Annotated in this window: 29 protein-coding genes; 12 read left to right on the plus strand and 17 right to left on the minus strand. The window is 72.4% G+C overall.

What is annotated here, in order from left to right:
* Nucleotides 1–27 precede the first annotated feature (27 nt).
* Entirely contained in the window at nt 28–438 is a 411-nt protein-coding gene (locus tag JHE00_RS25695) for a winged helix-turn-helix transcriptional regulator (RefSeq protein ID WP_200322680.1), read from the plus strand.
* A gap of 4 nt (nt 439–442) precedes the next feature.
* Here JHE00_RS25695 and JHE00_RS25700 read toward each other — a convergent pair whose 3' ends face one another.
* The 6 genes from JHE00_RS25700 to JHE00_RS25725 form a co-directional block, all read right to left on the minus strand.
* Nucleotides 443–1,219 carry an APH(3'') family aminoglycoside O-phosphotransferase gene (locus tag JHE00_RS25700; RefSeq protein WP_200322682.1) on the minus strand — a complete coding sequence of 259 codons (777 nt, stop codon included), beginning with the start codon at nt 1,217–1,219 and terminating at the stop codon, nt 443–445.
* Nucleotides 1,220–1,323: 104 nt separating this feature from the next.
* A complete protein-coding gene (locus JHE00_RS25705) occupies nt 1,324–2,058 on the minus strand; it encodes a hypothetical protein (RefSeq protein WP_200322684.1) in 735 nt (244 codons plus the stop codon).
* Between the two features lie 180 nt (nt 2,059–2,238).
* Nucleotides 2,239–3,174, minus strand: coding sequence for a LysR substrate-binding domain-containing protein (locus tag JHE00_RS25710; RefSeq protein ID WP_307832102.1), 936 nt, complete (start codon nt 3,172–3,174; stop codon nt 2,239–2,241).
* Nucleotides 3,175–3,232: 58 nt separating this feature from the next.
* The gene (locus JHE00_RS25715) at nt 3,233–4,408 is read right to left on the minus strand and encodes a CaiB/BaiF CoA transferase family protein (RefSeq protein WP_200322688.1); all 1,176 of its coding nucleotides are present in this window, start codon (nt 4,406–4,408) and stop codon (nt 3,233–3,235) included.
* 23 nt (nt 4,409–4,431) lie between these two features.
* Nucleotides 4,432–5,835: a GntP family permease gene (locus JHE00_RS25720; protein ID WP_200322691.1), complete on the minus strand. Its 1,404-nt coding sequence runs from the start codon at nt 5,833–5,835 to the stop codon at nt 4,432–4,434.
* A gap of 202 nt (nt 5,836–6,037) precedes the next feature.
* Complete coding sequence (locus JHE00_RS25725) at nt 6,038–6,433, minus strand: VOC family protein (RefSeq protein ID WP_200322693.1); 396 nt, start codon at nt 6,431–6,433, stop codon at nt 6,038–6,040.
* Between the two features lie 171 nt (nt 6,434–6,604).
* On the opposite strand from JHE00_RS25725, the gene JHE00_RS25730 reads away from it, so the two are divergent.
* A complete protein-coding gene (locus JHE00_RS25730; protein WP_200322695.1) occupies nt 6,605–6,766 on the plus strand; it encodes a hypothetical protein in 162 nt (53 codons plus the stop codon).
* Nucleotides 6,767–6,788: 22 nt separating this feature from the next.
* Here the strand turns inward: JHE00_RS25730 and JHE00_RS25735 are convergent, their stop codons facing one another.
* The 3 genes from JHE00_RS25735 to JHE00_RS25745 form a co-directional block, all read right to left on the minus strand.
* Nucleotides 6,789–7,676 carry a TspO-related membrane protein gene (locus tag JHE00_RS25735; protein ID WP_307832103.1) on the minus strand — a complete coding sequence of 296 codons (888 nt, stop codon included), beginning with the start codon at nt 7,674–7,676 and terminating at the stop codon, nt 6,789–6,791.
* Complete coding sequence (locus JHE00_RS25740) at nt 7,673–8,104, minus strand: hypothetical protein (RefSeq protein ID WP_200322696.1); 432 nt, start codon at nt 8,102–8,104, stop codon at nt 7,673–7,675. Before JHE00_RS25740 ends, JHE00_RS25735 begins: the two co-directional genes overlap by 4 nt.
* Nucleotides 8,105–8,197: 93 nt before the next feature.
* The gene (locus JHE00_RS25745) at nt 8,198–8,608 is read right to left on the minus strand and encodes an STAS domain-containing protein (protein WP_200322697.1); all 411 of its coding nucleotides are present in this window, start codon (nt 8,606–8,608) and stop codon (nt 8,198–8,200) included.
* Nucleotides 8,609–8,846: 238 nt separating this feature from the next.
* Here JHE00_RS25745 and JHE00_RS25750 point away from each other — a divergent pair, with 238 nt between their 5' ends.
* The 3 genes from JHE00_RS25750 to JHE00_RS25760 are packed head-to-tail and all read left to right on the plus strand — an operon-like array spanning nt 8,847 to nt 11,508.
* A complete protein-coding gene (locus JHE00_RS25750) occupies nt 8,847–10,157 on the plus strand; it encodes a PP2C family protein-serine/threonine phosphatase (RefSeq protein ID WP_200322698.1) in 1,311 nt (436 codons plus the stop codon).
* 5 nt (nt 10,158–10,162) lie between these two features.
* Nucleotides 10,163–11,191: a cobalamin B12-binding domain-containing protein gene (locus tag JHE00_RS25755; protein ID WP_200322699.1), complete on the plus strand. Its 1,029-nt coding sequence runs from the start codon at nt 10,163–10,165 to the stop codon at nt 11,189–11,191.
* A complete protein-coding gene (locus JHE00_RS25760; RefSeq protein ID WP_200322700.1) occupies nt 11,188–11,508 on the plus strand; it encodes an STAS domain-containing protein in 321 nt (106 codons plus the stop codon). The genes JHE00_RS25755 and JHE00_RS25760 overlap by 4 nt, the downstream gene beginning before the upstream one ends.
* 104 nt (nt 11,509–11,612) lie before the next feature.
* On the opposite strand, the gene JHE00_RS25765 is transcribed toward JHE00_RS25760, so the two are convergent.
* A complete protein-coding gene (locus tag JHE00_RS25765) occupies nt 11,613–12,494 on the minus strand; it encodes a MerR family transcriptional regulator (protein ID WP_200322701.1) in 882 nt (293 codons plus the stop codon).
* Between the two features lie 124 nt (nt 12,495–12,618).
* On the opposite strand from JHE00_RS25765, the gene JHE00_RS25770 reads away from it, so the two are divergent.
* The 4 genes from JHE00_RS25770 (at nt 12,619) to JHE00_RS25785 (ending at nt 15,430) form a co-directional block, all read left to right on the plus strand.
* A complete protein-coding gene (locus JHE00_RS25770; protein ID WP_200322703.1) occupies nt 12,619–13,527 on the plus strand; it encodes an NAD(P)H-binding protein in 909 nt (302 codons plus the stop codon).
* Nucleotides 13,524–14,126 carry a CPBP family glutamic-type intramembrane protease gene (locus JHE00_RS25775; RefSeq protein WP_307832104.1) on the plus strand — a complete coding sequence of 201 codons (603 nt, stop codon included), beginning with the start codon at nt 13,524–13,526 and terminating at the stop codon, nt 14,124–14,126. The genes JHE00_RS25770 and JHE00_RS25775 overlap by 4 nt, the downstream gene beginning before the upstream one ends.
* Before the next feature lie 5 nt (nt 14,127–14,131).
* On the plus strand, nt 14,132–14,569 hold the full coding sequence (locus tag JHE00_RS25780; protein WP_200322705.1) for an SRPBCC family protein: 438 nt from the start codon (nt 14,132–14,134) through the stop codon (nt 14,567–14,569).
* Nucleotides 14,570–14,638: 69 nt separating this feature from the next.
* Entirely contained in the window at nt 14,639–15,430 is a 792-nt protein-coding gene (locus JHE00_RS25785) for an ANTAR domain-containing protein (protein WP_200322707.1), read from the plus strand.
* Between the two features lie 24 nt (nt 15,431–15,454).
* Here JHE00_RS25785 and JHE00_RS25790 read toward each other — a convergent pair whose 3' ends face one another.
* From JHE00_RS25790 to JHE00_RS25810, 5 genes are read right to left on the minus strand one after another with little or no spacing between them, the layout of a single operon-like run.
* Nucleotides 15,455–16,246, minus strand: coding sequence for an anti-sigma factor (locus JHE00_RS25790; RefSeq protein WP_230424928.1), 792 nt, complete (start codon nt 16,244–16,246; stop codon nt 15,455–15,457).
* A complete protein-coding gene (sigK, locus tag JHE00_RS25795) occupies nt 16,246–16,842 on the minus strand; it encodes an ECF RNA polymerase sigma factor SigK (RefSeq protein WP_200322709.1) in 597 nt (198 codons plus the stop codon). The genes JHE00_RS25790 and sigK overlap by 1 nt, the downstream gene beginning before the upstream one ends.
* A 51-nt stretch (nt 16,843–16,893) precedes the next feature.
* Entirely contained in the window at nt 16,894–18,159 is a 1,266-nt protein-coding gene (locus JHE00_RS25800) for a class I SAM-dependent methyltransferase (protein WP_443678463.1), read from the minus strand.
* Between the two features lie 4 nt (nt 18,160–18,163).
* Nucleotides 18,164–18,901 (minus strand): DUF1365 domain-containing protein, encoded by a 738-nt coding sequence (locus JHE00_RS25805; protein WP_200322717.1) that lies wholly within the window; start codon nt 18,899–18,901, stop codon nt 18,164–18,166.
* Entirely contained in the window at nt 18,898–20,190 is a 1,293-nt protein-coding gene (locus JHE00_RS25810) for an NAD(P)/FAD-dependent oxidoreductase (protein ID WP_200322724.1), read from the minus strand. The genes JHE00_RS25805 and JHE00_RS25810 overlap by 4 nt, the downstream gene beginning before the upstream one ends.
* Nucleotides 20,191–20,300: 110 nt before the next feature.
* Here JHE00_RS25810 and JHE00_RS25815 point away from each other — a divergent pair, with 110 nt between their 5' ends.
* Nucleotides 20,301–21,551 carry a class I SAM-dependent methyltransferase gene (locus tag JHE00_RS25815; protein ID WP_200322726.1) on the plus strand — a complete coding sequence of 417 codons (1,251 nt, stop codon included), beginning with the start codon at nt 20,301–20,303 and terminating at the stop codon, nt 21,549–21,551.
* Nucleotides 21,548–22,336 (plus strand): DUF1295 domain-containing protein, encoded by a 789-nt coding sequence (locus tag JHE00_RS25820; protein WP_307832105.1) that lies wholly within the window; start codon nt 21,548–21,550, stop codon nt 22,334–22,336. The genes JHE00_RS25815 and JHE00_RS25820 overlap by 4 nt, the downstream gene beginning before the upstream one ends.
* 17 nt (nt 22,337–22,353) lie before the next feature.
* Here JHE00_RS25820 and mgrA read toward each other — a convergent pair whose 3' ends face one another.
* Nucleotides 22,354–23,379: an L-glyceraldehyde 3-phosphate reductase gene (mgrA, locus tag JHE00_RS25825; protein WP_200322728.1), complete on the minus strand. Its 1,026-nt coding sequence runs from the start codon at nt 23,377–23,379 to the stop codon at nt 22,354–22,356.
* Between the two features lie 59 nt (nt 23,380–23,438).
* Entirely contained in the window at nt 23,439–24,482 is a 1,044-nt protein-coding gene (locus JHE00_RS25830; RefSeq protein WP_200322730.1) for a flavin-containing monooxygenase, read from the minus strand.
* Nucleotides 24,483–24,609: 127 nt separating this feature from the next.
* On the opposite strand from JHE00_RS25830, the gene JHE00_RS25835 reads away from it, so the two are divergent.
* Nucleotides 24,610–25,227: a TMEM175 family protein gene (locus JHE00_RS25835; protein WP_200322732.1), complete on the plus strand. Its 618-nt coding sequence runs from the start codon at nt 24,610–24,612 to the stop codon at nt 25,225–25,227.
* The last annotated feature ends 201 nt before the right edge of the window (nt 25,228–25,428 follow it).

A 25,428-nucleotide genomic window follows, 5' to 3' on the forward strand; every position in this document is an offset into this window, starting at 1 on the left:
CCCGGCCTCGCGGAAGAAGGCAGTTCCATGTCCGGTACGCACACGGATGTGCCCTCCATGATCAGCGCGCCGCTGCCGAGCCCGGTGCCCGCGGACGAGCACGAGCGCTGCCCGGTCACCGACGTGCTGCGCAGGGTCGGGGACAAGTGGTCGATCCTGGTGATCGTGCTGCTCGGCAGGCGTCCGTACCGGTTCAACGAGCTGCACCGCGGGATCGAGGCCATCAGTCAGCGGATGCTGACCAGGACCCTGCGCGCGCTGGAGACCGACGGGCTGGTGCACCGCGAGGTCTTTCCCACCGTGCCACCGAGTGTCGAGTACAGCCTCACGCCGCTGGGCCGCTCACTGCTGGTGCCGCTCTCGGCGCTGGCCGACTGGGCGGTGGAGCACCGGGGTGACATCGCTGCGGCGCGGCAGGCGTCCACATCGGACACATGAGTCGCTAGCCCCACGTCAGCGGATCCAGGTGGAGGTAGAACCGGAGCCGCCCGGGATCGGGGACTCCGTCGTAGTGGGCGGCGAAACGGTGCTGTTCGACGTCGGCGCGGTCCTCGGGCCACGTCTCGCGCGCCGTCGCGAACAGCAGGGCGAGGTCGGCGTGCCGGTCTGCGCGGCCCAGCCTGCCGAGGTCGATCACCCCCGTGACGTCGAGGGTGTCCGGGTCGAGCAGGATGTTGGGCAGGCACAGATCGCCGTGGCACACCACGGTGTCCGCGCGTTCGTCGGCGAGCCGGCGGTCCCGCTGTGGCTCCAGCCGTGCGAGCAGCTCGGCCGGCGGCGTGCCCTGCTGGTCCACGGGCAGGAAGGCGGGTTCCACCGCGTCGCGCGCCACGACGTCGGCCGCCATGGCCAGCATGCGGGTCAGGTCGCGGTCGAACGGGCAATCCGGGGCGGGCAGCGCGTGCAGCGCTCGCACGATGTCCGCGATGGACGGCCACGCCCGCGCGAGGTCGGCCGCGGGCACGGTGTCGGCGGGCACGCCGGGCACCGCCGTGGTGATCAGGTAGGCGCCGTCAGGTCCGGTATCCCAGTCCAGCACCCGCGGTCCCGCGATCCCGGTGCCGGACAGCCACGCCACGCGGTCGCGTTCCTGGGACAGCTGCCCGTGCTGCCGCGAGCTGACACATTTCGCGTACGTGGTGCCGTCGGCACTGCGCAGGACGGTGGCGCCGGACTCGCCGCCCCGCACCGGCTCCCACGAACCGGGGGGCTCGAGCATCCGGTGATCGTACTTGCCGGGTCGGTGAAACGGCCCCACGGCACGGATGTCGCTGGTGACTGTCGCGCACCAGGCATCAGCGGTCCCCGCCACGTCGACGGGGCTCACGGCCGGTCCGGCTTGCCGCCGAGCAGGTCCAGGAACCGGTTGTGCCGGCGCTGGTACGCGGCGTCGAACCGGCGGCCCGCGCGTGCGAGCTTCGCGGCACGGTACCGGCGGCGCGCCCAGATCGACGTCGGCTTGGCCAGCCGGATCGCGCCCACGGTGGCCACGATGGGCACCACCACGCCGATGATGCCCGTGGCGAGTTTGCCCTTGAGCACACAGATCCCCGCGGTGACGAAGTGCAGCACCACCGTCCCGGCGTAGGCCAGTGCGGTGCTGCTGTCGGCGGGATCGTCGCCGATGGGGGAGGCCTGCAACAGCAGGGCCACCCCGACGGCGCCGCCGACGAGGATCGCGTCGAGCGACGTGCGGCCCTCCGCCGACCAGTAGACGTCGTTGAGGTAGAACCACAACGCGAACTCGTCGAGCGTAAGGGCCGCTCCCGCGCCGAACACCGCCGCGAGCAGTTCGGCCCACGGTGGCTGCGGGTCGTAGCGGAACGCGAGCATTCCGCTGGCGAGGATCAACAGGATTCCCCACACCTGGTGGTGGATGTGCACGCCGCCGATGTGGACGTCGCGCAAGACGCCCTGCTGCTGCTCGGGCTCCTGCTCCTTCGCGTGGATGCGCCGCGTGATCGTGCGGACGATCACGAAGGTGATCAGAAACCCCAGCAGCGCGCACAGCGCGGCGGAGCGGCCCGTGTCGATGAAGGTGCGCTGGTACCAGTCCACGTCACCCTCCCGGTCAGAGGCAGCGTGCGGACGGACTGCGAACGGCCCTCCATCATACGGCGCCGACCAGGGGCCCCGGGCGCGTCTGACAATTCCGCTCCCGGCCGCGCGGGGCCGGCGCGCCTCGGTGTCGGACAGTCCGAGTACGCCGCTCGCTCGGCAGGGAATCGGCGGACACGCCTAGCTCTCGGCGAGCCGGATTCCCTTCCAGCGGTCCTCGGTGGCCAGCCGCGTGGTGACCTCGACGATGCCCTGACGCACGGCGACCACCGCGTCTCGCGGCTCGTAGAACTCGGTGGCGGTACGGATGGCGACGTGGCGCGTCAGAACGGGATCGACGATCCGGCGGGTGCCGAGCCCGCGCGGGTCGCGGTGCGCGGCGAACACCGACAGCGGCAGGATCGTGCACGCCTCGCCACTCTCGGCGATCCGGATCATCGTGCCGAGCGACTCGACGTCGGCCACCACCGTCGGCACGAGGCCGTGCCCGGCGAACGCGCGGTCGACGAGTGTGCGCAGGTTGCTGCGCCCGCCGGGGATCACCAGCGGCACCTCACGCAGCTCCAGCAGGCCCACCTCGTGCTCCGAGGACGGCGCGGGCTCCGGCCTGCCGATGAGGTACAGGTCCTCCGAGTACAGCGGCACCTCGGCGGGCCGGGGCGCGTCGTCCTCGCGGTAGACGGCGGCGAGGTCGAGCCTGCCGCCCAGCAGGAGCTCGTGGATGTAGCCGCTCATCGACTCGAACAGCCGCAGATGCACGCCGGGGTAGTGCGTGTTGGTCCACGAGAACAACGCGGGGGCCAGATGCGCGGCGACCGTGGTGGGCAGGCCGATCGCCACCGGGCCGTGCACGCGGCCGCGGTCGTGGGTGATGTCGTCCGCGAGCCGGTCGAACCGACGCACCAGCTGCTGCGCGTCCCGGTACAGCGCCCGGCCCGCGGACGTGGGACGGACGCCGCGCGGCCCCCGCTCCAGCAGGCGCACCCCGAGCTGGTGTTCGAGCTGCGCCATGCGCTGGCTCAGCGCGGGCTGCGAGACGTGCAGTTCGGCCGCGGCCCTCGTGAGGCTGCCGGAGTCCAGCACGGCGATGAAGTCCCGCAGGTGTGCGATGTCCACCGGTGCGCCTTCCTCCCGTGCCTGCCGGAAGGCCGATTCTCCCATCCCGGCGCGGGATTCAGGCCACGCCCTCCGCGAGCAGCGCCTCCACGTCGCCCTGCGCCAGCCCGAGCTCGCCGAGGATCGCGCGGGTGTGCTCCCCGAGTGCCGGCACCGGGTCCATGCGCGGCTCGCCGGTGACCAGGCCGGGAAGCGCGGGCGAGGGCACCGGGCCCGCCGGGGTGGCCACCTCGTGCCAGCGCCCGCGTGCCGCGAGCTGCGGGTGCCGCCACACCTCGGCCAGCGTGTTGACTCTCGCGTGCGCGACGGGAACCGAGGCCAGTAGCTCCATCGCCGCGTCGCTGGTCAGCTCCGCGAAGCGAGCTCGCAGGATGGCGCCGAGCGCCTCCCGGTTGCGGTTGCGGTCGGCGTTGGCCGCGTAGTCGGGATCGGTGGCGAGCTCGGGCCGGGCCAGGAACCGCTCGCAGAACGCGCGCCACTCGCGCTCGTTCTGGATGGCCATCATCACCACCTTGCCGTCGCCCGCGGTGTACGGGCCGTACGGGTAGATCGTGGCGTGCGCGGCGCCCGCCCTCGGCGGTGGCTCCGCGCCGTCGTAGGCGTAGTAGAGCGGGAAGCCCATCCACTCCACCGTCGCCTCGAGCATCGAGACGTCCACATGCGACCCCTCGCCGGTGCGGCCGCGCTCCAGCAGCGCGGCCAGGATCGAGCTGTAGGCGTACATCCCGGCCGCGATGTCGGAGACGGAGATGCCGACCTTCGCCAGCTCCTCGTCCGAGCCGGTGACCGACAGCAGCCCCGCCTCGCTCTGCACCATCAGGTCGTAGGCCTTCATCGACTCGTACGGCCCCGGCGAGCCGTACCCCGAGATGTCGCAGACGATCAGCCGCGGGTTGGCCGCGCGCAGTTCGTCGGCGCCCAGCCCGGCTCGGGATGCCGCGCCGGGCGCCAGGTTCTGGATGAACACGTCGGCCTCGGCCAGCAGCGTCCGCAGCACCTCGCGGCCACGCGGGTCCTTGAAGTCGAGCGTCAGCGACTCCTTGTTGCGGTTGACCCACACGAAGTGCGAGCTCAGCCCCCGCACGCGCGTGTCGTAGGCGCGGGCGAAGTCGCCGGTGCCGGGACGCTCGACCTTGATGACGCGCGCGCCGAGGTCGGCGAGGTGCCTGCTCGCGTACGGCGCCGCGATGGCCTGCTCGAGCGACACGACGGTCACTCCACGAAGGGGCTGCATGGTCTTCTTTCTCTCCCGGTGGGCTACAACACGACACTGACCGCCGCGACGATCACCAGCGAGACCACCGAGGCGAGGGCGGTCACGAACGTGAGCGCCTTGAGCGCGCCCCGGGTGGTGACGCCGAGCAGCGTCTGGAACATCCAGAAGAAGTTGCTGTTGACGTGCAGGGCGAACAGGGCGCCGGAGCCGATCGCGAGCCCGAGCACCTCGGCGGGGATGTCGAGCCCGCCCATGATCGGTGCCAGGATGCCCGCCGCGGTGATGGCGGCGACCGAGATCGACCCGATGGCCAGGTGCAGCACGGCCGCCACGAGCCACGCCAGCAGCACCGTCACCACCGCGGGCACGCCCGCCTCGGCCGAGAAGAACCCGCCGAGCACGTTCTCCAGGTCGGTCTCGCCGATGACGGCGCCCAGCGACCCGCCGATACCGGTGATCAGCAGGATCTGACCGGTGGCGTTGAAGCCCTTGGTCATCGCCTCGCCCAGTTGCTCGCCGCCCAGCGTCCGCTTGGCCAGCGCATAGGCGCCCAGCAGGCCGACGAACAACGCGAACACCGGGTCTCCGAGGAACGCGAGCACGCTCGACTCGACACCGGCGGCCTCGGTGATGGCGCCGGTCGCGATGAGCAGCAGCGGCACGATGATCGGCAGCAGCGAGATCGCCAGCGGGGGAGTGCGCACGGCCGTCCGCTCGGACACCGCGACTCCGCCGTCCGGATCGTGCGGTGCGGGGCCGGTGGCCGCGGGGTCGGCGCCGCCGGAGGTGTTCTCGGTGTCTCCCGCGTCCTCGGCGATCTCGTCCTTGTCCTTGTTCCAGAACCCCCGCTTCACGAGCGCGCTGTAGAGCAGGACCGTGAGCGCCGCGGTGGCCGGGCCGATGAGGAAGCCGTAGATCAGCATCGTCCCGAGTGGAACGTCGAGCAGGCCGGCGATCGCGATGGTGCCGAGTCCCGGCACGACGAACACGTAACCCACGAGGATGCCCGCGGTGAGCGCGCCGCCCATCGTCGCGAGGCCGTAGCGGCCCATCCGCGGTGCCGCGGACTTGGCCAGTGGTGCGGCGAGGACGAGCTGAACGTCCACATAGATCGACGGGAACACCGTGCTGAGCGCGACCGCGAGCGCGTAGGGGAGCCGGCGCGGCCCGAGGGCGCGCAGCAGCTTCTCGACGAGCTTTTGCAGTGCTCCCATGGAGAACAGCAGTGAACCCAGTAGTACGCCGAAGCCGATCAGCAACCCGACCTCGGCCATGATCGAACCGAAGCCCTCGGCGATCGCCGTGATGGTGCCGTCGAAACCGAGTCCCGCCGTCAGCCCCAGGTAGATCGAGCCGATGACCAACGCGATCACGGGGTCCACGCGGATCACCAGGATGAGCAGGACGACCGCGAGAATCGCGATCGTCGTGTGCAGCACAACCATTGTGCCAAGTCCTTCCAGCCGAACCCGAAGCTCCGCCCGTTACGGGCCGTGCGATCGAAACACACGGGTGGCGGGCTCGGTAGGCGGCAATCCCGAAGATCACCATAAGGAAGGCTTATAGCGGCCGAGGCTCACACGAACGCGGCGGGCGCGGTGCCGGACGTGGGTGTGCCCGGCCGCCGCACCGTGAGGCGCTGAGCGCTCAGACGGGCGCGTTCAGCTGCCACGACACCCCGAAGCGGTCGTTGACCCAGGCGAAGGGCCCGAAGCCGTAGTCGTCGAGCGGCATGAGGGCCTGGCCGCCCTCGCCGAGCGCGGCGTAGACCCGCTTGAGGTCGTCGGTCGAGTCGCACGTGACGAAGGTGGACATCGACGGCGTGAAGTCGAACTCGTGGCGGACGTGGCTGTCGCTGCACCGGAACTTCTGGCCCGCCAGCGTGAACTCGGCCATCACGATGGTGCCGTCCTTGCCGGGGCCGTCGGGTCCGTACCGCTGCTCGGAGAGCACGGCGCTGTCGGGGAAGAGTGAGAGGTAGAAGCTCATCGCCTCGGCGGCGTCGTCGTTCTGGAACATCAGGAAGGGAACGAGCTCGGGCATGGTCGGGTGCCTTTCCGGTCGAGTCGCACGGCGCTGTGCCGTGCCTGTGCGCCCACCGTCTCACCGAAAATAGTAGTTGTCAAGAAAGCTAAGTTTGTCGGTGCGGCGTGTCCGTGGCGCGGCCCCGGTACCCATGCCCTACCGTCGAGGAGTCAGACGAGTGGGGGATTCATGAACGACACCAAGGAAACCGCAATCGACGTCGGCTGGCTCGACGAGTACGCGGGGGAGGCGCTGGCGGTCATCGCGGCGCTGCACGAGGATGCGACCAAGGCGTTGCAGGACGACGAACGGGCCGATGGAGAACCGCCGGCCCGCTCAGTGTCCGAATAGGAGTGGTGTCCCGCTGCCGCCGTCAGCCGGCGGCGGCAGCGGCAGGGCGCGCGGTCCGCGCGAGCCGGACGAGCAGCGCGCCCACCAGCACCGCGGCGGCGAGACCGCCGACCACCGACACCGCCGCGGCCGGTGTCGCGACGGCGATCCACGCGATCGCCCAGGCCACGGCGAGCGTGAACCCGGCCACGGCCCGCGCCTGACCGCGCAGGATCACCCAGAGCGTGGCGGCCGTCGTCGCGGCCACGGCCAGCGCCGCGAGCACCGTCGCGACCTGGCCGGAGGGGGCCAGTCCCTCGGCGGCGGCGGTGGTGGCCGCGCCCGCCACCGCGGCGGCGAGCACCCAGCCCGTGTAGATCGTCACCGGGGTGTACACGAACAGCCGGTCGGCCCAGCCCTGCGCCGGAATCCGGCTCAGCCTGGTCCAGGTAAGGGCGAGCACCGCGAGCAGCGCCACGATCACGACCTCGGCCGCGAGGTACTGCCGTTGGGTGAACAGTGCGATCCAGCCCGCGTTCAGCAGACCCGCGACCGCCAGCGGCCAGCCGCTGGCGCGATGCAGGTCGCGGCCCCGCTGCGCGGGCAGCACCTGCCGCACGGCGAGCGCGAACGTGGCGACGTAGATCAACGACCAGATGAGAAACGCCGTGCCCGCGGGCAGCAGCAGAGTCGGGTAGGCGCGGGCGACCTCGCCGACGGGCTCGCCGAGCGCACCGCTGCCGCCGAGGGCTCCCGCCACGATCTGGAGCAGCATCGCGAGCAGGACGGCGCCGGACCTGACGAGGTCCGACCTCGTGCCGACGGGGCGCGAGAGCCCACGGGGGTGGTCGTGCACTGCGGTCTTTTCCGGGACGCGGGCACCCGCCAGCGGGCGCCCGCGAGGATCGTGCTGACGAACGGGATCGCTCACGATGGGGAAGGCGGGGCCGCCGCCCTCGGCCGGGGCGGGGCGGCCTCGCGGGGGTGTGCCCCCTGGACCACGGTGACGTCGGCCCACAGGGTCACGCACTCCCGACGTTCGATGCCCCAGGCCCGGGCGACCTTGTCGAGCAACTCTCCGGCTCGGCCGAGGTCAGTGGTGGGGAACGAGGCGGTTTCCACCTCGGTGCGCAACGTGTGGCCGTCGGGACTGATCAGGCGAACCATGAACGGCTGACCCGCCTGCAGCCAGGCGATCGTGGCGAGTTCGTTGGACACCAGCAGCGCATCGATCACCTGCGCTTCCGGGGTGTCGGTCAGCATCGCGCGGACCCGTCGCCGCAGTGTGGCGAGGTCTTTGGGGCCGTCGATGACTCTGATCGGTGCCTGGTCGGGAATTCCGGCTCCGGGCATGGTCACGCTCCCTCCGCTGGTGGCTCAACGTCGGACACGCGGTCAAATACCCGGAACGACCGGTTGTGAAACGTGTTTCCGGTTTTTGTTGACGGCGCGTCAGGAAGACGCGGGCGCGGCGCCGACCGACGCGAGGGCGGCCGCACGGCTGGTGAAGGTCGGGAAGTGGCCGGCGAGGCCGAGGATGGCCAGCGGGCGCAGCACCGGCGCCGAGTCGGCGACCAGTGCCAGTGGCGCGCCGCGGCTGTTGGTGAGCTCGAGCAGGTCGAGCAGGGTCGAGACACCCGCGGCCGCGCAGAACCCCACGCGGGTCAGGTCGAGGACGAGGGCGGAGGTGGTCTCGTCCGGCAGCGCGCGGATCTCGGCGTCGAGCGCGGGCGCCGTCGCGGCGTCGAGTTCGCCCACGACGGTGGCGAGCAGACAGCCGTTGCCGCTGCTGGTGATCGTCACGGAGAGCAGACCGGGATCGCGCGGCGGTCCCAGCGACGATCTACGGGGTATCTGTTTCACGTGCGCTCCCGTCCGGTACCGCTCATCCGGGTCGCCATGCACAAAGCGCGCCGCCGAATGAGCGGCAGTGAGTCGAGGTCGACCGGCGAAAACGGTCGGTGCACCGCAGAGAACAGCCGGTGCTCGTCCGACGGTACGCGCCACCCCCCGCCCAAGGTCAACCCCGGCCGCTGCCGCACGATCACGCCCGTCGGCGTTAGAGTCGGCAGGTCACCCGCATCGTCACGAGGAGTGCGCCATGGACGCGGCGCTCGATCGCCAGCCAGGGGACTCGTCGGCGCAGGCCAGGGCGTCCGCGGACGTCGCGTGGCGGCATGTCGCGTTCCTGTTGGAGGCCTCGCGTCAGCTGGCCGGGTCACTCAACGTGCGCAGGACGGTTCTGCGCTCGCTGCGCCTGGCCGTGCCGTATCTCGGCGAATGGGTGATGCTCGCGATCTTCGAGGGCAGAGGGGCCACGTTCTACGCCTGCGGTGGAGACGGCGTGATGTCCGAGCCGGTGACCGTCGACCGCGTCCCCGAGGACTCCGCGCTCTGGCGCATCGGCAGGGTGGGCAGGACCGAACTGCTGCACGTCGCGCTCGAGCGCGACCCCGAGGACGGGCTCGGCAGCCTCATCCCGGACGAGGGCCTGCGTGCCGCCGCGGCGACGCTGCGCCCCGCCGACGTACTGGGTGTCGGACTCAACGCGCGGGGCTCCACGGCGGGCGCGCTGGTCGCGGTCCGCGCCGCCGGAGCGGGCTACGACGAGCCCGACGTGGAGATCGCGGAGGAGTTCGCCCGCCACGCGGCGATGGCGCTCGACAGCGCCCGGCTCTACGAGGAGCGCGTGCACACGTCGGCGACCCTGCAGGCGAGCCTGCGCCCGCCCGAGCTGCCCGTGGTGCCGGGTGCACGGATCGCGGCCCGGTATCGCGCCGCGCACGCACAGCTGGACATCGGTGGCGACTTCTACGACGTCCACGGCGAGCCCGGGGACACCTCGGTGGTGGTCGGCGACGTCTGCGGCAAGGGCGTCGAGGCCGCCGTGCTCACCGGCAAGGCCCGCCAGACCATCAAGACCGCCGCGCGGTTCGACCGCTCGCCCGCCTCGATCCTGGCCGCGCTCAACGATGTGCTTTACGCCGATCACTCCGACCGCTTCGTCACGGTCGCGTGCGTGCGCGTGCGACCCGGCTCCGGGGGCGCGGGAGCGGTCGCGACGGTCGCCGTGGCCGGGCACCCGCCGCCGCTCGTGCTGCGGCGCGACGGAACGGTCGAGGAACCCGACGTCAGCGGCACGCTCTCGGGCGTGCTGCCCGACCTGAGCTATCGCGAGACCGAGGTGTGGCTCGCGCCCGGCGACGCGATGCTGCTCTACACCGACGGTGTGTACGAGGCGCGCGGCCGCGACGACTTCTTCGGACAGGAACGGTTGCGCGAGCTGCTGCCCGGCTATGCGGGCGCGAACCCCGAGACGCTGTGCGAGGTGGTCGAGCAGCGCGTGGTCGAGCACCTCGACGGCGCCGAGCACGACGACATCGCCCTGCTGGCACTGAGGATCGGAGACTGACACCCATGCCGACCACGACGGAGCCGGTCGTCCGGCAGCTGCCCCAGTTCGAGCGTGCGCTCGCCGAGGGCGATGCCGGGACGGCCGTCGGCATCGTGGACGAGCTGCTCGACAGCGGCGTCGAGCCGGCGATGGTCATGATCGAGTTGATCAGCGAGGCGCAGCGGCGCATCGGCGACCGCTGGCAGCGTGGCGAGTGGTCGGTGGCGCAGGAGCACACGGCGACCGGCGTCTCGGTGGCGGCGACCGAGGCGATCGCCCGCCGGGTGCGCGCGACGCCGGTGAGCCGCGGCCGGATCGTGATCGGCTGCGCCGAGCGCGAGTGGCACGCGCTGCCCGCGCTCGTGATCGCCACCGGGCTGCGCGAACGGGGCTGGAACGTCACCTTCCTCGGCGCGTCCACACCCGCGGACCGGCTCTCGGCCTACCTGCACGACCTCGGTCCCGATGCCGCCGCGGTCAGCTGCTCCATCGTGGGCGCGCTGCCGAGCACGCGACAGTTCATCGAGGCGAGCACCGGCGCGGGGATCCCCGTCGTCGCGGGCGGCGCGGCGTTCGGGCCCGACGACCGCAGGGCACGGGCACTCGGCGCCACGGCGTGGGCGCCGGGGCTGCGGGAGGCCGTCGAGATCGTCGACACCCTGCCCGCCGTGGTGGCGCCCGCCGAACCGCTGCCCGCCGCGGCGCTGGCCGAGCAGCAGGGCCTGGAGCTGGCCCACCGCACGGTGGGAGAGACCTTGCGCGAGCGCTGGCGCCCGCAGGACGCGTTCGCGCCGGGCACGGCGAAGCACGCGGACCTGGTGACGGTGGCGCGCGACTGCGTCGACCAGTCGCTCTACACCCTGCAGGGGGCGTTGCTGACCGGTGACGGCCGGATCGTGCGCGACACTGCCGGCTGGGTGGCGGCGCTGCTCGCGGCCAGGGCCGTGCCCGGTGACTCGGCGCCGGAGCTGGCCGGTGAGCTCGCGCGTGTGCTGCGCGACTACCCGCGCGCGGTCGAGCTGCTGCGCGCGCACTGGCCGGAGCGGTCATGACCCTGCGGGTCACGGTCAGCGAGACGGTGGAGGGCCCCGAGGTCGCGCTCGCGGGCGACCTTGCGCTGGACACCGTCGGCCGGCTGCGCGGCGAGCTGATCAAACTGGTGGGCTCCGCGGAGCCCGGCACCAGGGTGCGGGTGGATCTCTCGGGGCTCACGCTGCTGGACTCCAGCGGACTGAGCGTGCTGATCACCGCCCACAAGATCGCGGTGGAGCGCGGCGCTTCAGTGGTGCTGGCCAGCCCTCCGGATCACGTCGAGCGCACCCTGCGGATCACCGGCCTGCACGAGGTCCTCGACATCGCCGTGTCGTGATCCACGCCACTTTCAGGTGTAGTCCTCGATGTGCGGGGTAGTTGATCTCCGGCCCGTGTCGGGGCGGGCCCTTCGACCGCTCGCACAGAGAGGCGCCGGTGATCTCAGAGGTCACCGGCGCTTCGGTCGTTCAGGGGCAGGACGTCCAGCGCCGAGTCCAGGTCGTTGACCACCGTGAGCTCCGTGGTGGCGGGGTTCCAGCCGGGCCCGGCGAGATACACGGTCCGCCCGCGCGCGGCGAGTGTCCCGGCGAGGCCGGTGTCGGCGGTCGCGGTCGTCATCGCCCACAGCAGCACCGCGGCAGGGTCCAGCCGGTCCGCCAGGTCCAGCGTCATCACCCGGCCGGCGGGCGCACCGGTGAAGACGGCGGCCACGCCCCGTTCGGCCAGCGCCGCCCTGAGCACCTCCAGCGGTAGCACGTGGTGCTCGCCGGGGCACGGGGCGAGCAGCACGGACCCGACCGTGCGCGCGGGTCCGCGGGCATACGTGTGGCGGTTGAGCGCGGCCGAAATCTCGGCGGCGAGGCCCCATTCGATGGCGAAGCACTCCTCGCCGCGCTCCCAGCGCGTGCCGAGGCTGCGCAGTACCGGCGCCGCCACGTTCTGCCAGGTGCTCGCGGCGCCTTCGGCGGCCAGCGACTCGTCGAGGGCGGTCGCCATCGTGGCCAGCCGCAGTTCCTCCGTGGCCTCCTCGAGTTCGAGCCCAGAGCCGGGGGCGAGCGCGCCGCCGGCGCTGCCGCGCACGGCCAGCGCCGCCTCCCGGGTGCGCACGCCCTCGTCGATGAGCTGGCGCATGCGCCGCAGCCGGGCGACGTCGGAGTCGGAGTAGCGCCGCTGCCTGCCCTGCACCCGCACCGACGGCCCGATGCCGTAGCGCGCGTCCCAGCTGCGAAGGGTGATCGGCGAGACACCGAGAAGTCGTGCGACCCGGCCCGGCGTCCACAACGCCGGCTGCCGCGTCTCCGTGCCGCCTGCCCCGGAGTTCATCGCCCACCACCATCTCACAGCGAGGATGCGACGGCTGTGCTCGTACTGCAACGGTTTCGTCCGTCTACTACGGTTGAAAGTGCATCGTTTGAGTATCGATTCACCGACCTTCACGGGAGCTGGCATGCGTGTTCTGGTCGCCGGTGCGTCCGGATTCGTCGGCAGCCGGGTGTGCCCGGCGCTGGTGCGGGCGGGACACGATGTCGCCGCCATGACCCGCAAGCCGGGTGACTACGCGGGCGCGGGAGACGCCGTCTATGGCGACGTGGCCGACGAGGCCTCGCTCGACGACGCGCTCGAGGGCGCCGAGGCCGCCTACTACCTGGTGCATTCGCTGCAGGACAACGACTTCGAGCAGCGCGACGCCGACGCGGCCCGCGCGTTCGGTGCGGCGGCCGCACGCGCCGGGGTGGGCCGCATCGTCTACCTCGGCGGGCTCGGTGACGACAACGACGAGCTCTCGGCCCACCTGCGCAGCAGGCGCGAGGTGGAGAGCCTGCTCGGTGAGGCGGGCGTGCCGGTCACGGCGTTGCGCGCCGGGATCGTCGTCGGCCACGGCGGCATCTCGTGGGAGATCACCCGGCAGCTCGTGGAACATCTGCCCGCGATGGTGACGCCCCGGTGGGCGCAGACCAGGACCCAGCCCATCGCCGTCTCCGACGTGGTGCGGTACCTCGTCGGGGTGCTGGAGTCGCCGGAGACGACGGGGCGCGCGTTCGAACTGGGCGGCGCCGACGTGCTCACCTACGTCGAGATGATGCGCGGGCTCGCGCGGATCGAGGGCCGCAGCCCGGTGATCGTGCCGGTGCCGCTGCTCACGGCCCGGCTGTCGTCGCTGTGGCTCTCACTGGTCACCGACGTGGACGTGGCGACGGGGCGCACGCTCATCGACTCGATGGCCAACGAGGTGGTGGTGCGCGACGACGCCATCACCACGCTCGTCCCGTTCGAGCCGCTGGGCTACGACGACGCCGTGCTGGAGGCGCTGGGGGACCGGGCCAGGGCGGGCCGCCGGTCCGGGGCGGTCGCGTGAGGGCGCTGCGCCGCGGGCTCGCGACAGCGGGCGCCGCTGGAGCCGGGCTGCTCGGCCGCTCGTTCGCGGAGAAGCCCGGTTCGCGCCGGTTCTACGGACTCACCGGTGGCTCCGCCGTCGTGCTGCTGACGGCGGGAGTGCTCGGCCGGGACCGGACCGTGACCGCCTCGCGAGCGTCGTCTCCCGTGGCCGCCGTCGCGCTCGGCGCCGCCGCCTTCGGCGTCTTCCGCGTCGCGTTGCCGCTCGCGGAGCGGGTGCCCGGTTTTTCAGGCCCGCTGGCGAGGATCCGGTCCTACGCCACCGAGGGCCCGGCGAGCGCCACCGTGGTGACGACGCTGGCCAACGGGGTGGCCGAGGAGGTGTTCTTCCGGGGCGCGGTGTTCGCCGCAGCCGGGCGGACACCGGTGGTCACCAGCACGCTGCTCTACATGCTGTCCACGTCGGCGACGCGCAATCCCGCGCTCGTCGGCGCCTCCGCCGTGATGGGTGTCCTTTTCGGACTGCAGCGGCAGAGTACCGGGGGAGTGCGGGAACCGGTGCTGACGCACCTGGTGTGGTCCGCGCTGATGTTGCGTCATCTGACTCGCGTGAAGGAGTGATCACCATGGTCGACGTCCGGCGCACGTTCACCGTGCGCGCCCCGCTCGACACCGTCGTGGACTACCTGTCCGACTTCGCCAACGCCGAGAGCTGGGACCCCGGCACGGTGTCGTGCGCCCGCCTCGGCACCGGCCCGGTCGAGGTCGGGTCCCGCTGGCGCAACGTCTCCGAGTTCCGGGGCAAGGAGACCGAACTGGTGTACCGCCTCACCCGCAGGGAACGGGAGCGGCTGACGTTCGTGGGCGAGAACAAGACCGCGACGTCCACCGACGACGTGGCCTTCGCCGAGGTGGACGGGGGAACGCGCATCGACTACCGGGCGAGCATCCGGTTTCACGGTCTGGCGAAGCTCGCGGACCCCTTCCTGCGCCGCGAGTTCGAACGGCTCGGTGACGAACTGGTCCCCACGATGACGGCCGCGGTCGAGCGGCTCGGTAGCTGAGCGCGCCCGGCCGACGGGGTCACGGACATGCCACACGAACATCGTCTTGGCGTCGGGCAGAATGCACCTATGGTCAGTGAGCAGGAATGGGTGAAGGAGCGGCAGCTCTTCGCCGGTGTCGCGCCGTCGGCCGACCAGGCCGCGGCGGAACCGTGGACGGGCCCGCTGGCCCACGAGTTCGCGAAGGTGGCGCATCTGCTCCTCGACAGTCCCACCGTGGCGGGTGTGCTCGACCGGGTCGTGGGGGCGGTGAAGGCGCTGGTCCCGGAGGCCGACTTCGTCAGCATCACCTTGCGCACCAAGGAGGGCCGCTACACCACGCCGGTGCGCACCGACGAGCTGGCCGACCGGCTCGACGAGCTGCAGTACACCTTCGACGAGGGTCCGTGCGTGCACGCCACCCGAACGTCGGGTGAGGGCATCGTCGACGTGCCCGACGTGTCGGCGGGCCCGTGGCCGCGCTGGGCGAGTGAGGCGGCCGCGCTCGGGGTCGGCAGCGTGTTCGCGGTGGGCCTCGTGCCCGCCGACGACCCGCCGCGCCTCGGTGCACTGAACCTGTACTCCCGCCAGTCCCACGCGCTGGACAAGGTCGACCGCGATCTGTCGATCGTGCTCGCCAGCCACGCGACGGTGGCACTGGCGGCGACCACGGCGATGACGTCGGCCGAGTTCGAGCACGCCCAGCTGCGTGCCGCGCTGGAGAGCAGGGACGTGATCGGTCAGGCGAAGGGCATCCTGATGCAGCGGCGCGGGCTCTCCGCCGAGGGGGCGTTCGACCTGCTGCGCCGCACGTCGCAAGACCTCAACATCAAGCTCGCGAAGGTCGCGGAGCTGTTCGTGAACAGCAGGCACGACATCTGAGCCCTCGGCGCCCGCCGGCCCCGCTCAGGCGCGTAGCGACAGCGACATGAGCGGGTCGGTGGTCGGCTGCGGCGAGCCGCCGTCGGGTTCCACGGTGACGCCGAGCACGTCGGTGCCGTCGGGCAGGGCGGCGACCAGCGGCTGGCGGTCACCTCCGCCGGCGTCGGGCATCAGCGCCATGGACCTGGCGCCGCCGGGCCCGATCGCCCACAGCTGGTGCACGTGACCCGACGGTGCCTCGGGCATCCGCTCGGGCATGAGCACCGCCCTGCCCTCGCTGCGCGACACCACGGCGGTCATCGCCGCGCCGTCCGCGGAGCCGTGCACGACGTGCGCGTCGGGGGCGTAGAGCACGCTCGCCATGGCGGCGCCGCGCTCACTCGCCTGCTCGAGCCGCTGTTCGGCCTGGTCCAGCTGCTGGTTCGTCCGTACCGTCACCACACCGAGGCCGGTCGCGAGAGCGAGCGCCGCCACCGCGGCCGCCACGGCGATCCGGGTGACGAGGCGGCTCCGGTCCCGGCGCGCGGGGAACGGCACGACGGTCGTCTCGGGCGGATCCTGCCGGGTGCGCGCGATCTCGTCGAGCACCCGCTGCCGCAACGCCGGAGGCGGTTCCGCCGCGGCGGCCTCGCCGAGCCGGGCCGCGGTCGCGGTGAGCTCGCGCACCTCCTGAGCGCACGCCTCGCAGCCGGCGAGGTGCTCCTCGAAGGCGGTGCGTTCGGCCTCGCCGAGCGCGTGCACCGCGTACGCGCCGGTCAGCGTCGCCATCTCGCCGTCGGCACCGTCCATGCCTTCCACGCCGTCCACGTCACTCATCAGCTCGTCCCCAGGCAGTCGCGGAGCCGGATCAGCCCGTCCCGCAGCCGCGTCTTCACCGTCGAGGCGGGAGAGCTCAGCAGCTCGGCCGCCTCCTGGTACGTGTGGCCCCGGTAGTAGGTCAGCAGGACCGACTCCCGTTGCAACTCGGTCAGCGTGCTCAGGCAGCGGCGGACCGCCCGCTGCTCGAGCCTGCCCAGCACCGACTCGGACACCTCGTCGAACGCACGGCCCGGCGCGCGAGCGCCCACCTTGGCCTCACGATCGGCGGCGGCCTGCTCGGCGCGCACCCGGTCCACCGCGCGCCGGTGCGCGAACGTCAGCACCCACGTGAGCACGCTGCCCTTGTCGGCGCGGTACCGGCCGGCGTTACGCCACACCTCGACCAGCACCTCTTGCGTGACCTCCTCGGACTGCGCCGGGTCGCGCAGCACGCGCTGCACGAGCCCGAACACGGGCCGCACCACCAGCTCGTACAGCCGGGCGAACGCGGCCTCGTCGCCCTTGACGACCTCCGCCAGCAGCGCCCGCGGATCCGGCTCCACGCCGTGCGCGGGGTCCGGCGATGGTTCCGCCGGACTCGTGTGCTCCTCCAACCCCGACCTTCCCCTCGCTCGCGGGACGCGGGAGCGTCCGGGGCACAGTGTTCATCGCGCGCCGCCCTTGCGCATCGCGAACTGCACCACGTCGAGATAGCCGGAGCGGAACCCGGCCTCACAGTAGGCGAGGTAGTACTCCCACGTGCGGTGGGGCAGGCCCGCGAAGCCGAGCGCGGTGAGGCTCTCGGCGCGCTCGTCGAGCCGGTGCCGCCAGCTGCGCAGCGTCTCCGCGTAGCCGACGCCGAACGTCCGCCGCTCGTCTACGGTCATCGCCGTGTCCCGCGCGACGTTGCCCTCGATCGCCTCGACCGAGAGGACCCGGCCGCCGGGGAAGACGTACTTGTGGATCCACGTGTAGGAGTCGAGGGTGGCCAGCAGCCGGTCGTGCGGCATGGTGATGGCCTGCAGGCCGGCCCTGCCGCCGTCGACGAGCAGCCGGTCGAGCGTGCGGAAGTAGGTCGACCAGTACTCGGGGCCGACGGCCTCGATCATCTCGATGCTCACCACGGCGTCGTAGCGGCCCTCGGCGTCGCGGTAGTCGCACAGCCGCACGTCGACGCGGTCGGCGAGGCCCGCCGCCGTGATGCGGTCGCACGCGAGCCGCTGCTGCTCCGCCGACAGCGTCAGGCTGGTCACGTGGGCGCCGCGCTGGGCGGCCCTGATCGCGAGCGAGCCCCAGCCCGTGCCGATCTCGAGCAGCCGCGTGCCCTCGCGCACGTCCGCCATGTCCAGCATCGAGTCGAGCTTGGCGAGCTGTGCCGCCGCCAGGTCGCCGCCGGGGCGCAGCGGAGCGCCCGAGTAGGTCATCGTCTCGTCGAGGAACGTCGCGAAGAAGTCGTTGGACAGGTCGTAGTGCCGGTGGATGTTGCTGCGCGCGCCCGTCGCGGTGTTGCGCTCGGCGGTGGGCTGACGCGGCTCCACCGCGCGGCGCAGCGTCTGCAGCGGGGCGGGGATCAGCGTGGCCATCCTGGCCGCGAACGGCATGAGCAGGTCGGCGGGCTCGGGGCTGGTCCAGTCGCCCACCACGTAGGCCTCGCCGAAGCCGATGTTGCCGTCGGCGCCGAGCCGGTGGAAGAACTCCCTCGGCCGCTCGATGCGCATCAGCGGCGATCCCGGGCCTCCGCCGCCGAGCCGTTCGCCCCCGGCGAGCGCGATCCGCACCGGCAGGTCGCGCACCGCGTGCCGGAAGAGGCGCTCGGCGATCCGGGCCCGAAAGGGCGAGTACGGCGCTGGCGGCAGCTGCTCCCACGGCCCCGGCACGGTGACGGGGCGGGCCGGGCGGCCGGACTGGGGGTGGACCTCGGTGATACTGATGGCGCTAACGTCCTTTCGCACGGGGGGTTCCGGAAGTGGCGGGCCTGCGGGGCACGATCGGCACCCGGCGCAGCCAGAGCGCGATGCCGTGCTTGCGGATGAGCAGCGACACCCGCTGGGGCACCAGCGGTCTGCGCAGCAGCAGCCGCACGAGCTCGCGACGGGTCGCGGGGCGGCGCCTGCCGCTCATGGTGGCGGTCAGCAGCCTGCCGTTCTCGCCCCGCAGTTCGATGTGCACGGTCAGCCGTTCGCCGGGCCGGGGCAGGCGCATCCGGTAGCGCCCGTGGTCGGGCAGGAACGGCGAGACGTAGAACCGCTTGTCCGTGCTGTCGCTGTCGTCGTCACCGGGCCGCAGCAGGTAGCGGTGTGCCTCGCCGTAGGTGTTGTGCACCTCGGCGACCACGCACGCCTGCTCGCCGTCGGGCCCCTCGCACCAGTACACGGTGAGCGGGTTGAACACGTAGCCCAGTACGCGCGCGTGGGCGAGCATGAGCACGCGCCCGCCCTCGAGGTTCACGCCCTGGCTCGCGAGCCAGCGATCGAGCTCGGCGCGCAGCGGCTCGCCGTCGTGGCCCAGGTGGTCGCGGGCGTCGAAGCGGGCGAACGGGCGGAGCCAGCGCGGCAGTGCCGGCAGGTGATCGGCGTCGACGAGCCACGTGTAGAGCCGGTGCTGGAACGTCCGCGGCTCGTCGTCGTGGCGCGTGTGCGTCACGACGGTGTCGTAGAGCGCGGGAACGCTCACCAGCCGCCCCCGAGTGCCTGCGCGGCGCGGACACCGGACGCGCAGCCGTCCTCGTGGAAGCCCCAGCCGTGGTAGGAGCCCGCGAAGCGCACCCGCGCGTCGCCGAGGCCGGGCAGCTCGCGCTGCGCCGCCACGGACTCCGGGGTGTAGACGGGGTGGCGGTAGGTCATGCGCGCCAGCACGCGCTCGGGCGCGAGGTGGCCCGCGCCGAGGCTCACGACGTAGTCCTGGGGTTCGGCCAACCGCATCAGCCGGTTCATGTCGTAGCTGACCCGCACGGCGCCGGGGCCGGGCGAGCAGGCGGGCTTGTGGTAGTTCCACGACGCCCGCGCGCCCCGTGCCGCCGGCAGCACCGACGGGTCGGTGTGCAGCAGTGTTTCGTTGTGGGAGTAGCGGAACGCCCCGAGCACCTTGCGTTCGTCGGCGGTCGGTTCGGCGAGCAGCGCCAGCGCGTCGTCGGCGTGGGTGGCGATCACCGCGTGCCCGGCCCGGTGCACCGTGTCGGCGTCGTCGCGGATCTCCACACCGTCGGCGGTGCGGTGCACCGAGCGCACCGGGGTGGCCTCGTGGATCACGGGCAGCTGCTTGGCCACGCGCCGCACGTACTCCCGCGAACCCCCGGTGACCGTGCGCCACGTGGGCGAACCGGTGACGGAGAGCAGGCCGTGGTGGTGCAGGAACTCGAACAGATAGCGCGCCGGGTAGCGCGCGCTGTCACCCGCTCCCGACGACCACACGGCCGCCACGAGCGGGATCGCGAAGTGCTCGACGAAGTAGCGCGAGTAGCGGCCCGTCGCCAGGAAGTCCCCGAAGGTCGTCAGGTCCTCGAGCCCGCGCGTGCCCGCGTCGAGCAGGGCGCGCGCCTGCCGGTGGAAGCGCGGCACCTCGGCGAGCATCCGCAGGTACGACGGCCGGAGCACGTTGCCGCGCTGCGCGAACAGGCCATTGAGCCTGCGCGCGCCCGCGTACTCGAGGCCGCAGCCGCCGCAGCTGACGCTCATCGACATCTCGGTGTCCTGCGTCTCGACGCCGAGCTCGGCGAACAGGCGCAGTAGCTGTGGGTAGGTGCGGTCGTTGTGCACGATGAAGCCGCTGTCGACGCCGATCGTCCTGCCGTCCTCGGTCACCACGTCGTGGGTGTGCGCGTGCCCGCCGAGCCGGTCGTCGGCGTCGAACAGCAGCACGCGGTAGCGGCTGCGCAGCAGGTAGGCGGCGGTCAGCCCCGAGACGCCTCCGCCGATCACGGCGACGGTCGGCTCGGTGCCCGGCGGGGACTGGAGGCTCGGCATGCCCGGCATTCGGAGCCGGGGGCCCCTGCGATTGGTGCGTGTGACAACGGGCACGATTCGCGCGCGCGGGCAAGCGCCCGCGCGCGCGGCGCCGAACAACCGGCATGCGCATGGCGACCAGGATCGAGCAACTCGTAGACCGGCTGCTGGGGGTGCCGCTGCCCGTCGGGGTACGCGCCTGGGACGGCAGCCGAGCGGGACCCGGCGGTCCCCAGGTGGTGCTGGCGCGGCGCAGAGCGCTGCGGCACCTCGTGTGGAGCCCGGGCGAGCTCGGACTGGCGCGGGCTTACGTGACCGGCGACCTCGACGTCGAGGGAGACCTCACCGACGCGTTGCGGCGGTGCTGGGTGCTCGCCAGTGACCACGACCTCGGCTCGCTGCGGTTCGGCCCCCGCGAGGTGGGCGCGCTGCTGTCGCTGGCAGTGCGCGCGGGCGCCGTCGGGCCGCGGCCCGCGCGGCCCGCGGGGGAGGCCCGGCTGCGCGGCAGGCTGCACTCCCGGCGTCGCGACCGTGGCGCGATCGCCCACCACTACGACGCGGGCAACGAGTTCTACCGGCTGCTGCTCGACCCGAACATGGCCTACTCGTGCGCCTATCCGGCCGACGAGGACGCGACGCTCGAGCAGGCGCAGACCGACAAACTGGAGCTGATCTGCCGCAAGCTCGGCCTCGAACCCGGCATGCGGCTGCTCGACGTCGGCTGTGGCTGGGGTTCGCTGCTCGTGCACGCCGCCCGCGAGCACGGGGTGCACGCCACCGGCATCACGCTCTCGGCGGCGCAGCACGACCACGTGCGCCGCCGCATCGCCGAGGAGGGTCTCGACGGCAGGGCCGAGGTGCTGCTGCGCGACTACCGGGAGCTGGGCAGCGGCGGCTACGACGCCATCGCGACGGTGGAGATGGGCGAGCACGTGGGCGACGACCAGTACGCGGGCTACGCGGCGACGCTGTACCGCAACCTCAGGCCGGGCGGCAGGCTGCTGCTGCAGCAGATGTCGCGGGGCGGCAACGCGCCGGGTGGCGGCCCGTTCATCGAGTCCTACATCGCGCCGGACATGAGCATGGTGCCGCTGAGCCGCACGCTGCGCTACCTGGAAGACGCCGGGTTCGAAACCCGTGGCGTGGAGGCGATGCGCGAACACTACGCGTGGACGGTGCGCGCGTGGACCCGCACGCTGGAGCAGCGCGCGGACGAGGCCACCGCGCTGCTGGGCGCCGAGGGCCTGCGCGTGTGGCGGCTCTACCTCGCGGGGGCGGCGCTCGCGTTCGAGCAGAACCGGATGGGCGTGCAGCAGATCCTGGCCGTGCGGCCGGGTGCACGCGGTGAGGGGCTGCTGCCCGGGCTGGCGGAGGCGGCGTGAGCGAGTACCTCGTGGCGGCGGCGGTCGCGCTGGCCGTCGCCATCCTGGTCGTCACCGTCACGTTCGGCATCGCCCGGCTGCGGGGCCGCTACGACACGATCGACAGTGCGTGGGGCGCCGGGTTCGCGGTGATCGCGCTCGCTGGCTTCGCGGTGGAGCCGCGCGGGTTCGGTGGTGCGCTCGTCGCGACCGTGCTCACCGTCGTGTGGGGCGTGCGCCTGTCGGTGCACATCCACCGGCGCAACCACGGCGGCGGCGAGGACCGCCGCTACACCGAGATGATGGCGCGCGCCAGGTCCCGGCCGCTGGCGCGGATGTACTTCCGCGTCTACCTCACGCAGGCGGCGGTGATGTGGTTCGTGTCGCTGCCGGTGGTGCTCGCCCAGCGCCAGGCCGACGACCTCGGCGTGCTCGCGGTGCTGGGCATCGTGGTGTGGTGCGTCGGCTTCGCGTTCGAGGTCGTCGGCGACGAGCAGTTGCGGCGGTTCAAAGCCGACCCGGGCAACCGGGGCCGGGTGCTCCAGCACGGGCTGTGGCGCTACACGCGGCATCCGAACTACTTCGGTGACGCGTGCGTGTGGTGGGGCCTCTACCTCGTCGCGGCGCAGCACCTGCCGGGCGCGGCGACGGTGCTCTCGGCCGTGCTCATGACGTGGCTGCTCGCCAGGGGCTCGGGCAAGCCGATCCTCGAGCGGCACCTGAGCGAGTCGCGGCCCGGCTACCGGGACTACGTCGCGCGTACCAGCGGGTTCGTACCGCTGCCGCCGAAGAAGTCCGTGGCCTGACCGCGACTTCGCGAGGCTCACCAGGCGCTGGAGCGAGCCCAGAGGTTGATGCCGGACTCGGTGGCATGCGTGTCGATCTCGGCCAGTTCCTCGTCGGTGAAGCTCAGGTTGTCCAGTGCGGCGACGTTGTCCTCGAGCTGCGCGACGCTGCTGGCGCCGAGCACGGTCGAGGTCATCCGCTCGTCGCGCAGGGTCCACGCGATCGCGAGCTGCGCGAGGGTCTGCCCGCGCCGCTGCGCGATCTCGTTCAGCGCGCGGACCTTGCCGAGGTTCTCCTCGGTGAGGAGATCGGTGGACAGCGAGCCCTCGCGGCTGGCCCGCGAGCCGTCCGGGACACCGCCGAGGTAGCGGCCGGTCAGCATGCCCTGCGCGAGGGGTGAGAAGCCGATGCAGCCCGCACCCTCTCGTTCCAGCGTGTCGAGCAGCCCGCCCTCGATCCAGCGGTTGAGCATCGAGTACGACGGCTGGTGGATGAGCAGCGGCGTGCCGAGGTCGCGCAGGATCGCGGCCGCCTCGGCGGTCTTCTCCGCGGAGTAGGACGAGATGCCGGCGTAGAGCGCCTTGCCCTGCCGCACGGCGGTGTCCAGCGCGCCCATCGTCTCCTCCAGCGGAGTGTCCGGGTCGACGCGGTGGGAATAGTAGATGTCGACGTAGTCCACGCCCATCCGGCGCAGGCTCTGGTCGAGGCTCGCGAGCAGGTACTTGCGGGAGCCCCGGTCGCCGTACGGGCCGGGCCACATGTCGTAGCCCGCCTTGGTGGAGATCACCAGCTCGTCGCGGTAGGGCCGGAAGTCCGTGGCCAGCACGCGGCCGAAGTTCTCCTCCGCCGAGCCGTACGGCGGGCCGTAGTTGTTCGCCAGGTCGAAGTGCGTGATGCCCAGGTCGAACGCGCGGCGCAGGATCGCGCGCTGAGTCTCGAGTGGACGGTCGTCACCGAAGTTCTGCCAGAGCCCGAGTGACACCGCGGGCAGCTGCAGTCCGGAGCGGCCGGTGCGCCGGTAGGGCATGCCGTCGTAGCGCGTGGATGCGGGGACGTAGGTCATGGTCCCGATCTTCGCACGGTGCCCGGCGCCGTGGGGGCCGAGCGAGCGGAAGCGGCCCGTCAGCCCACCCGCTCTCGCAGGCGGCGGGCGACCACCGCGGCGTCGGCGGCGACGCCGCGGATGGAGGCCGACAGCACCGTCCGCTGGCCCTCCAGCCCCACGAAGCCGATGCCGGGGTGCAGCGACGCGATTCCCCGGTGCTGCAGGGGCCTGCCGGTCAGGCTCAGCGCCCCGAGCGGGCGGAGATAGTCCAGCGAGGGCCGGTAGCCGGTGGCGAGGATGACGGTGTCGACGTGCTCGCGGGTGCCGTCGCGCCAGGTCAGCTCGTGGCCCTCGGCACCGGTGAACAGGTCCCGGCGGTCGGGGTCGCCGCTCGTGAGCGCGCGGCGGTAGCCGCCCGTGTCGAGCACGGGGACGCCGCCTGACCCGTCGCCGAACAACGGGGCCACCGGCAGGGTGCCGAACGCCGCCAGCACGCGCCAGAACACGGCGTTGCCCCGGCCCTCGGCGGTGAGGAACTCGACCGGCTTGCGTGTGGCGAGGCTGACCCTGGCGTGCGCGGCCAGCTCCACCGCGATCTGCACGGCGGAGTTTCCTCCACCGACGACGACCACCCGCTTGCCCGCGAACGGGCCGGGGTGGCGGTAGTCTGCCGAGTGCAGCACCGTGCCCGCGAAGCGCTCGAGGCCGGGCAGCTCCGGCCGGTGTGGACGGTCGAAGGTACCGGTCGCGGCCACCACGGCCCGGGCGGTGAACGTGGAGCCGTCCTCGGTCTCGGCCACGTAGCCGTCGCCGCCGGTGCGCACAGCGCGCACTCGCCGTCCCGTGTGGACCTCGCAGTCCAGGCGCCCGGCGTAGGCGCGCAGGTAGTCGGCCACCTCGTCCCGGTGCGGGTAGCGCTGCGGATCCCCGGGCAGGGCCATGCCGGGCAGCTGGTTGAACCAGGCCGGGGTGAACAGCGTGAGGCTGTCGTAGTAGCGCGGCCACGAGCCGGCGGGGTCGGGTCCGGCCTCCAGGACGACGGGACGGAACCCCTGCTCGCGCAGTGCGCCCGCGGCGGCGAGTCCCGACTGGCCGCCGCCGATGATCAGTGCCGTGCTCACCGGGGGCATTCTGTGCCGACTCCGGTGCCGCGCGCAACGGAAATATCGGGCACCTCACCGGGAGTCCGGCGGGGGCCGGCAGGCGCGGCCGTAGCCGGATGTGTTGACGCGCCGGGAAAATAGCGGGATGCGGGTAGACGAGGCACTCGCCGCCGCCGCGCAACGGCAACAGGTGTTCGCCGACGCGGTCATCGCCATCGCCGTCACGCTGCTCGCCCTGGGCCTGCCGGTGCCGCGGGGCGACACCAACGCCGAGCTGCTGGCCTCGGCGGGTGAGCACCTGGACGACTACTCGATGTTCTGCATCAGTTTCGTCGTGATCTTCCTGCGGTGGTCGAGCCATCACCGTGTGTTCCGCTACGTGGTGGGCACCGACCGCACGGTCGGCCTGCTGTCGGGCGTCTGGCTCTTCCTGCTGGTGCTGACGCCGTTCACGACCGAGGTGCTCAGCGGCGACGGTGCGTTCCAGGTGCGGTTCGGCCTCTACGCGACCGTGCAGGGTCTGGTGAGCGTCACGTTCCTGTTCATGACTCGTCACGTGGTGCGTACCGGGCTGGCGCGTGACGTGGCTCCCTCCGCGGTGTTCAGCCACGCCATCGGCGGGTCGGCGACCTCGGCCGCGGGCTTCTTCGTCTCCATCCCGGTGTCGTTCGTGACGCCGTGGGCCTACGCGTTGTGGGCCGCGGTTCCCGTCCTCGCCGGCGTGCTCGCCCGTGCCCGCAGGCGCGCGGCGGGGCTGGCGTGAGTGCTATCGTCGAGACCGGTTGTTCACGAGACGCGAGTCTGTCAGGGAGTTTTTCGCCGTGGTGGCTGAGGACGACATCTCCGGGTGATACCCCGAGCACGACCAGCGGTGGCCGGTGGTTCCGGTGTCACCGCGATGGGTCGTGTCGTCGTTTCCTGACCCTGTTCCTTTTCCGGGTGCCTTTGTGCTGCCCGGCTTCGC

It is taken from the genome of Prauserella cavernicola, assembly GCF_016595675.1.
GTDB lineage: Bacteria > Actinomycetota > Actinomycetes > Mycobacteriales > Pseudonocardiaceae > Prauserella_A > Prauserella_A cavernicola.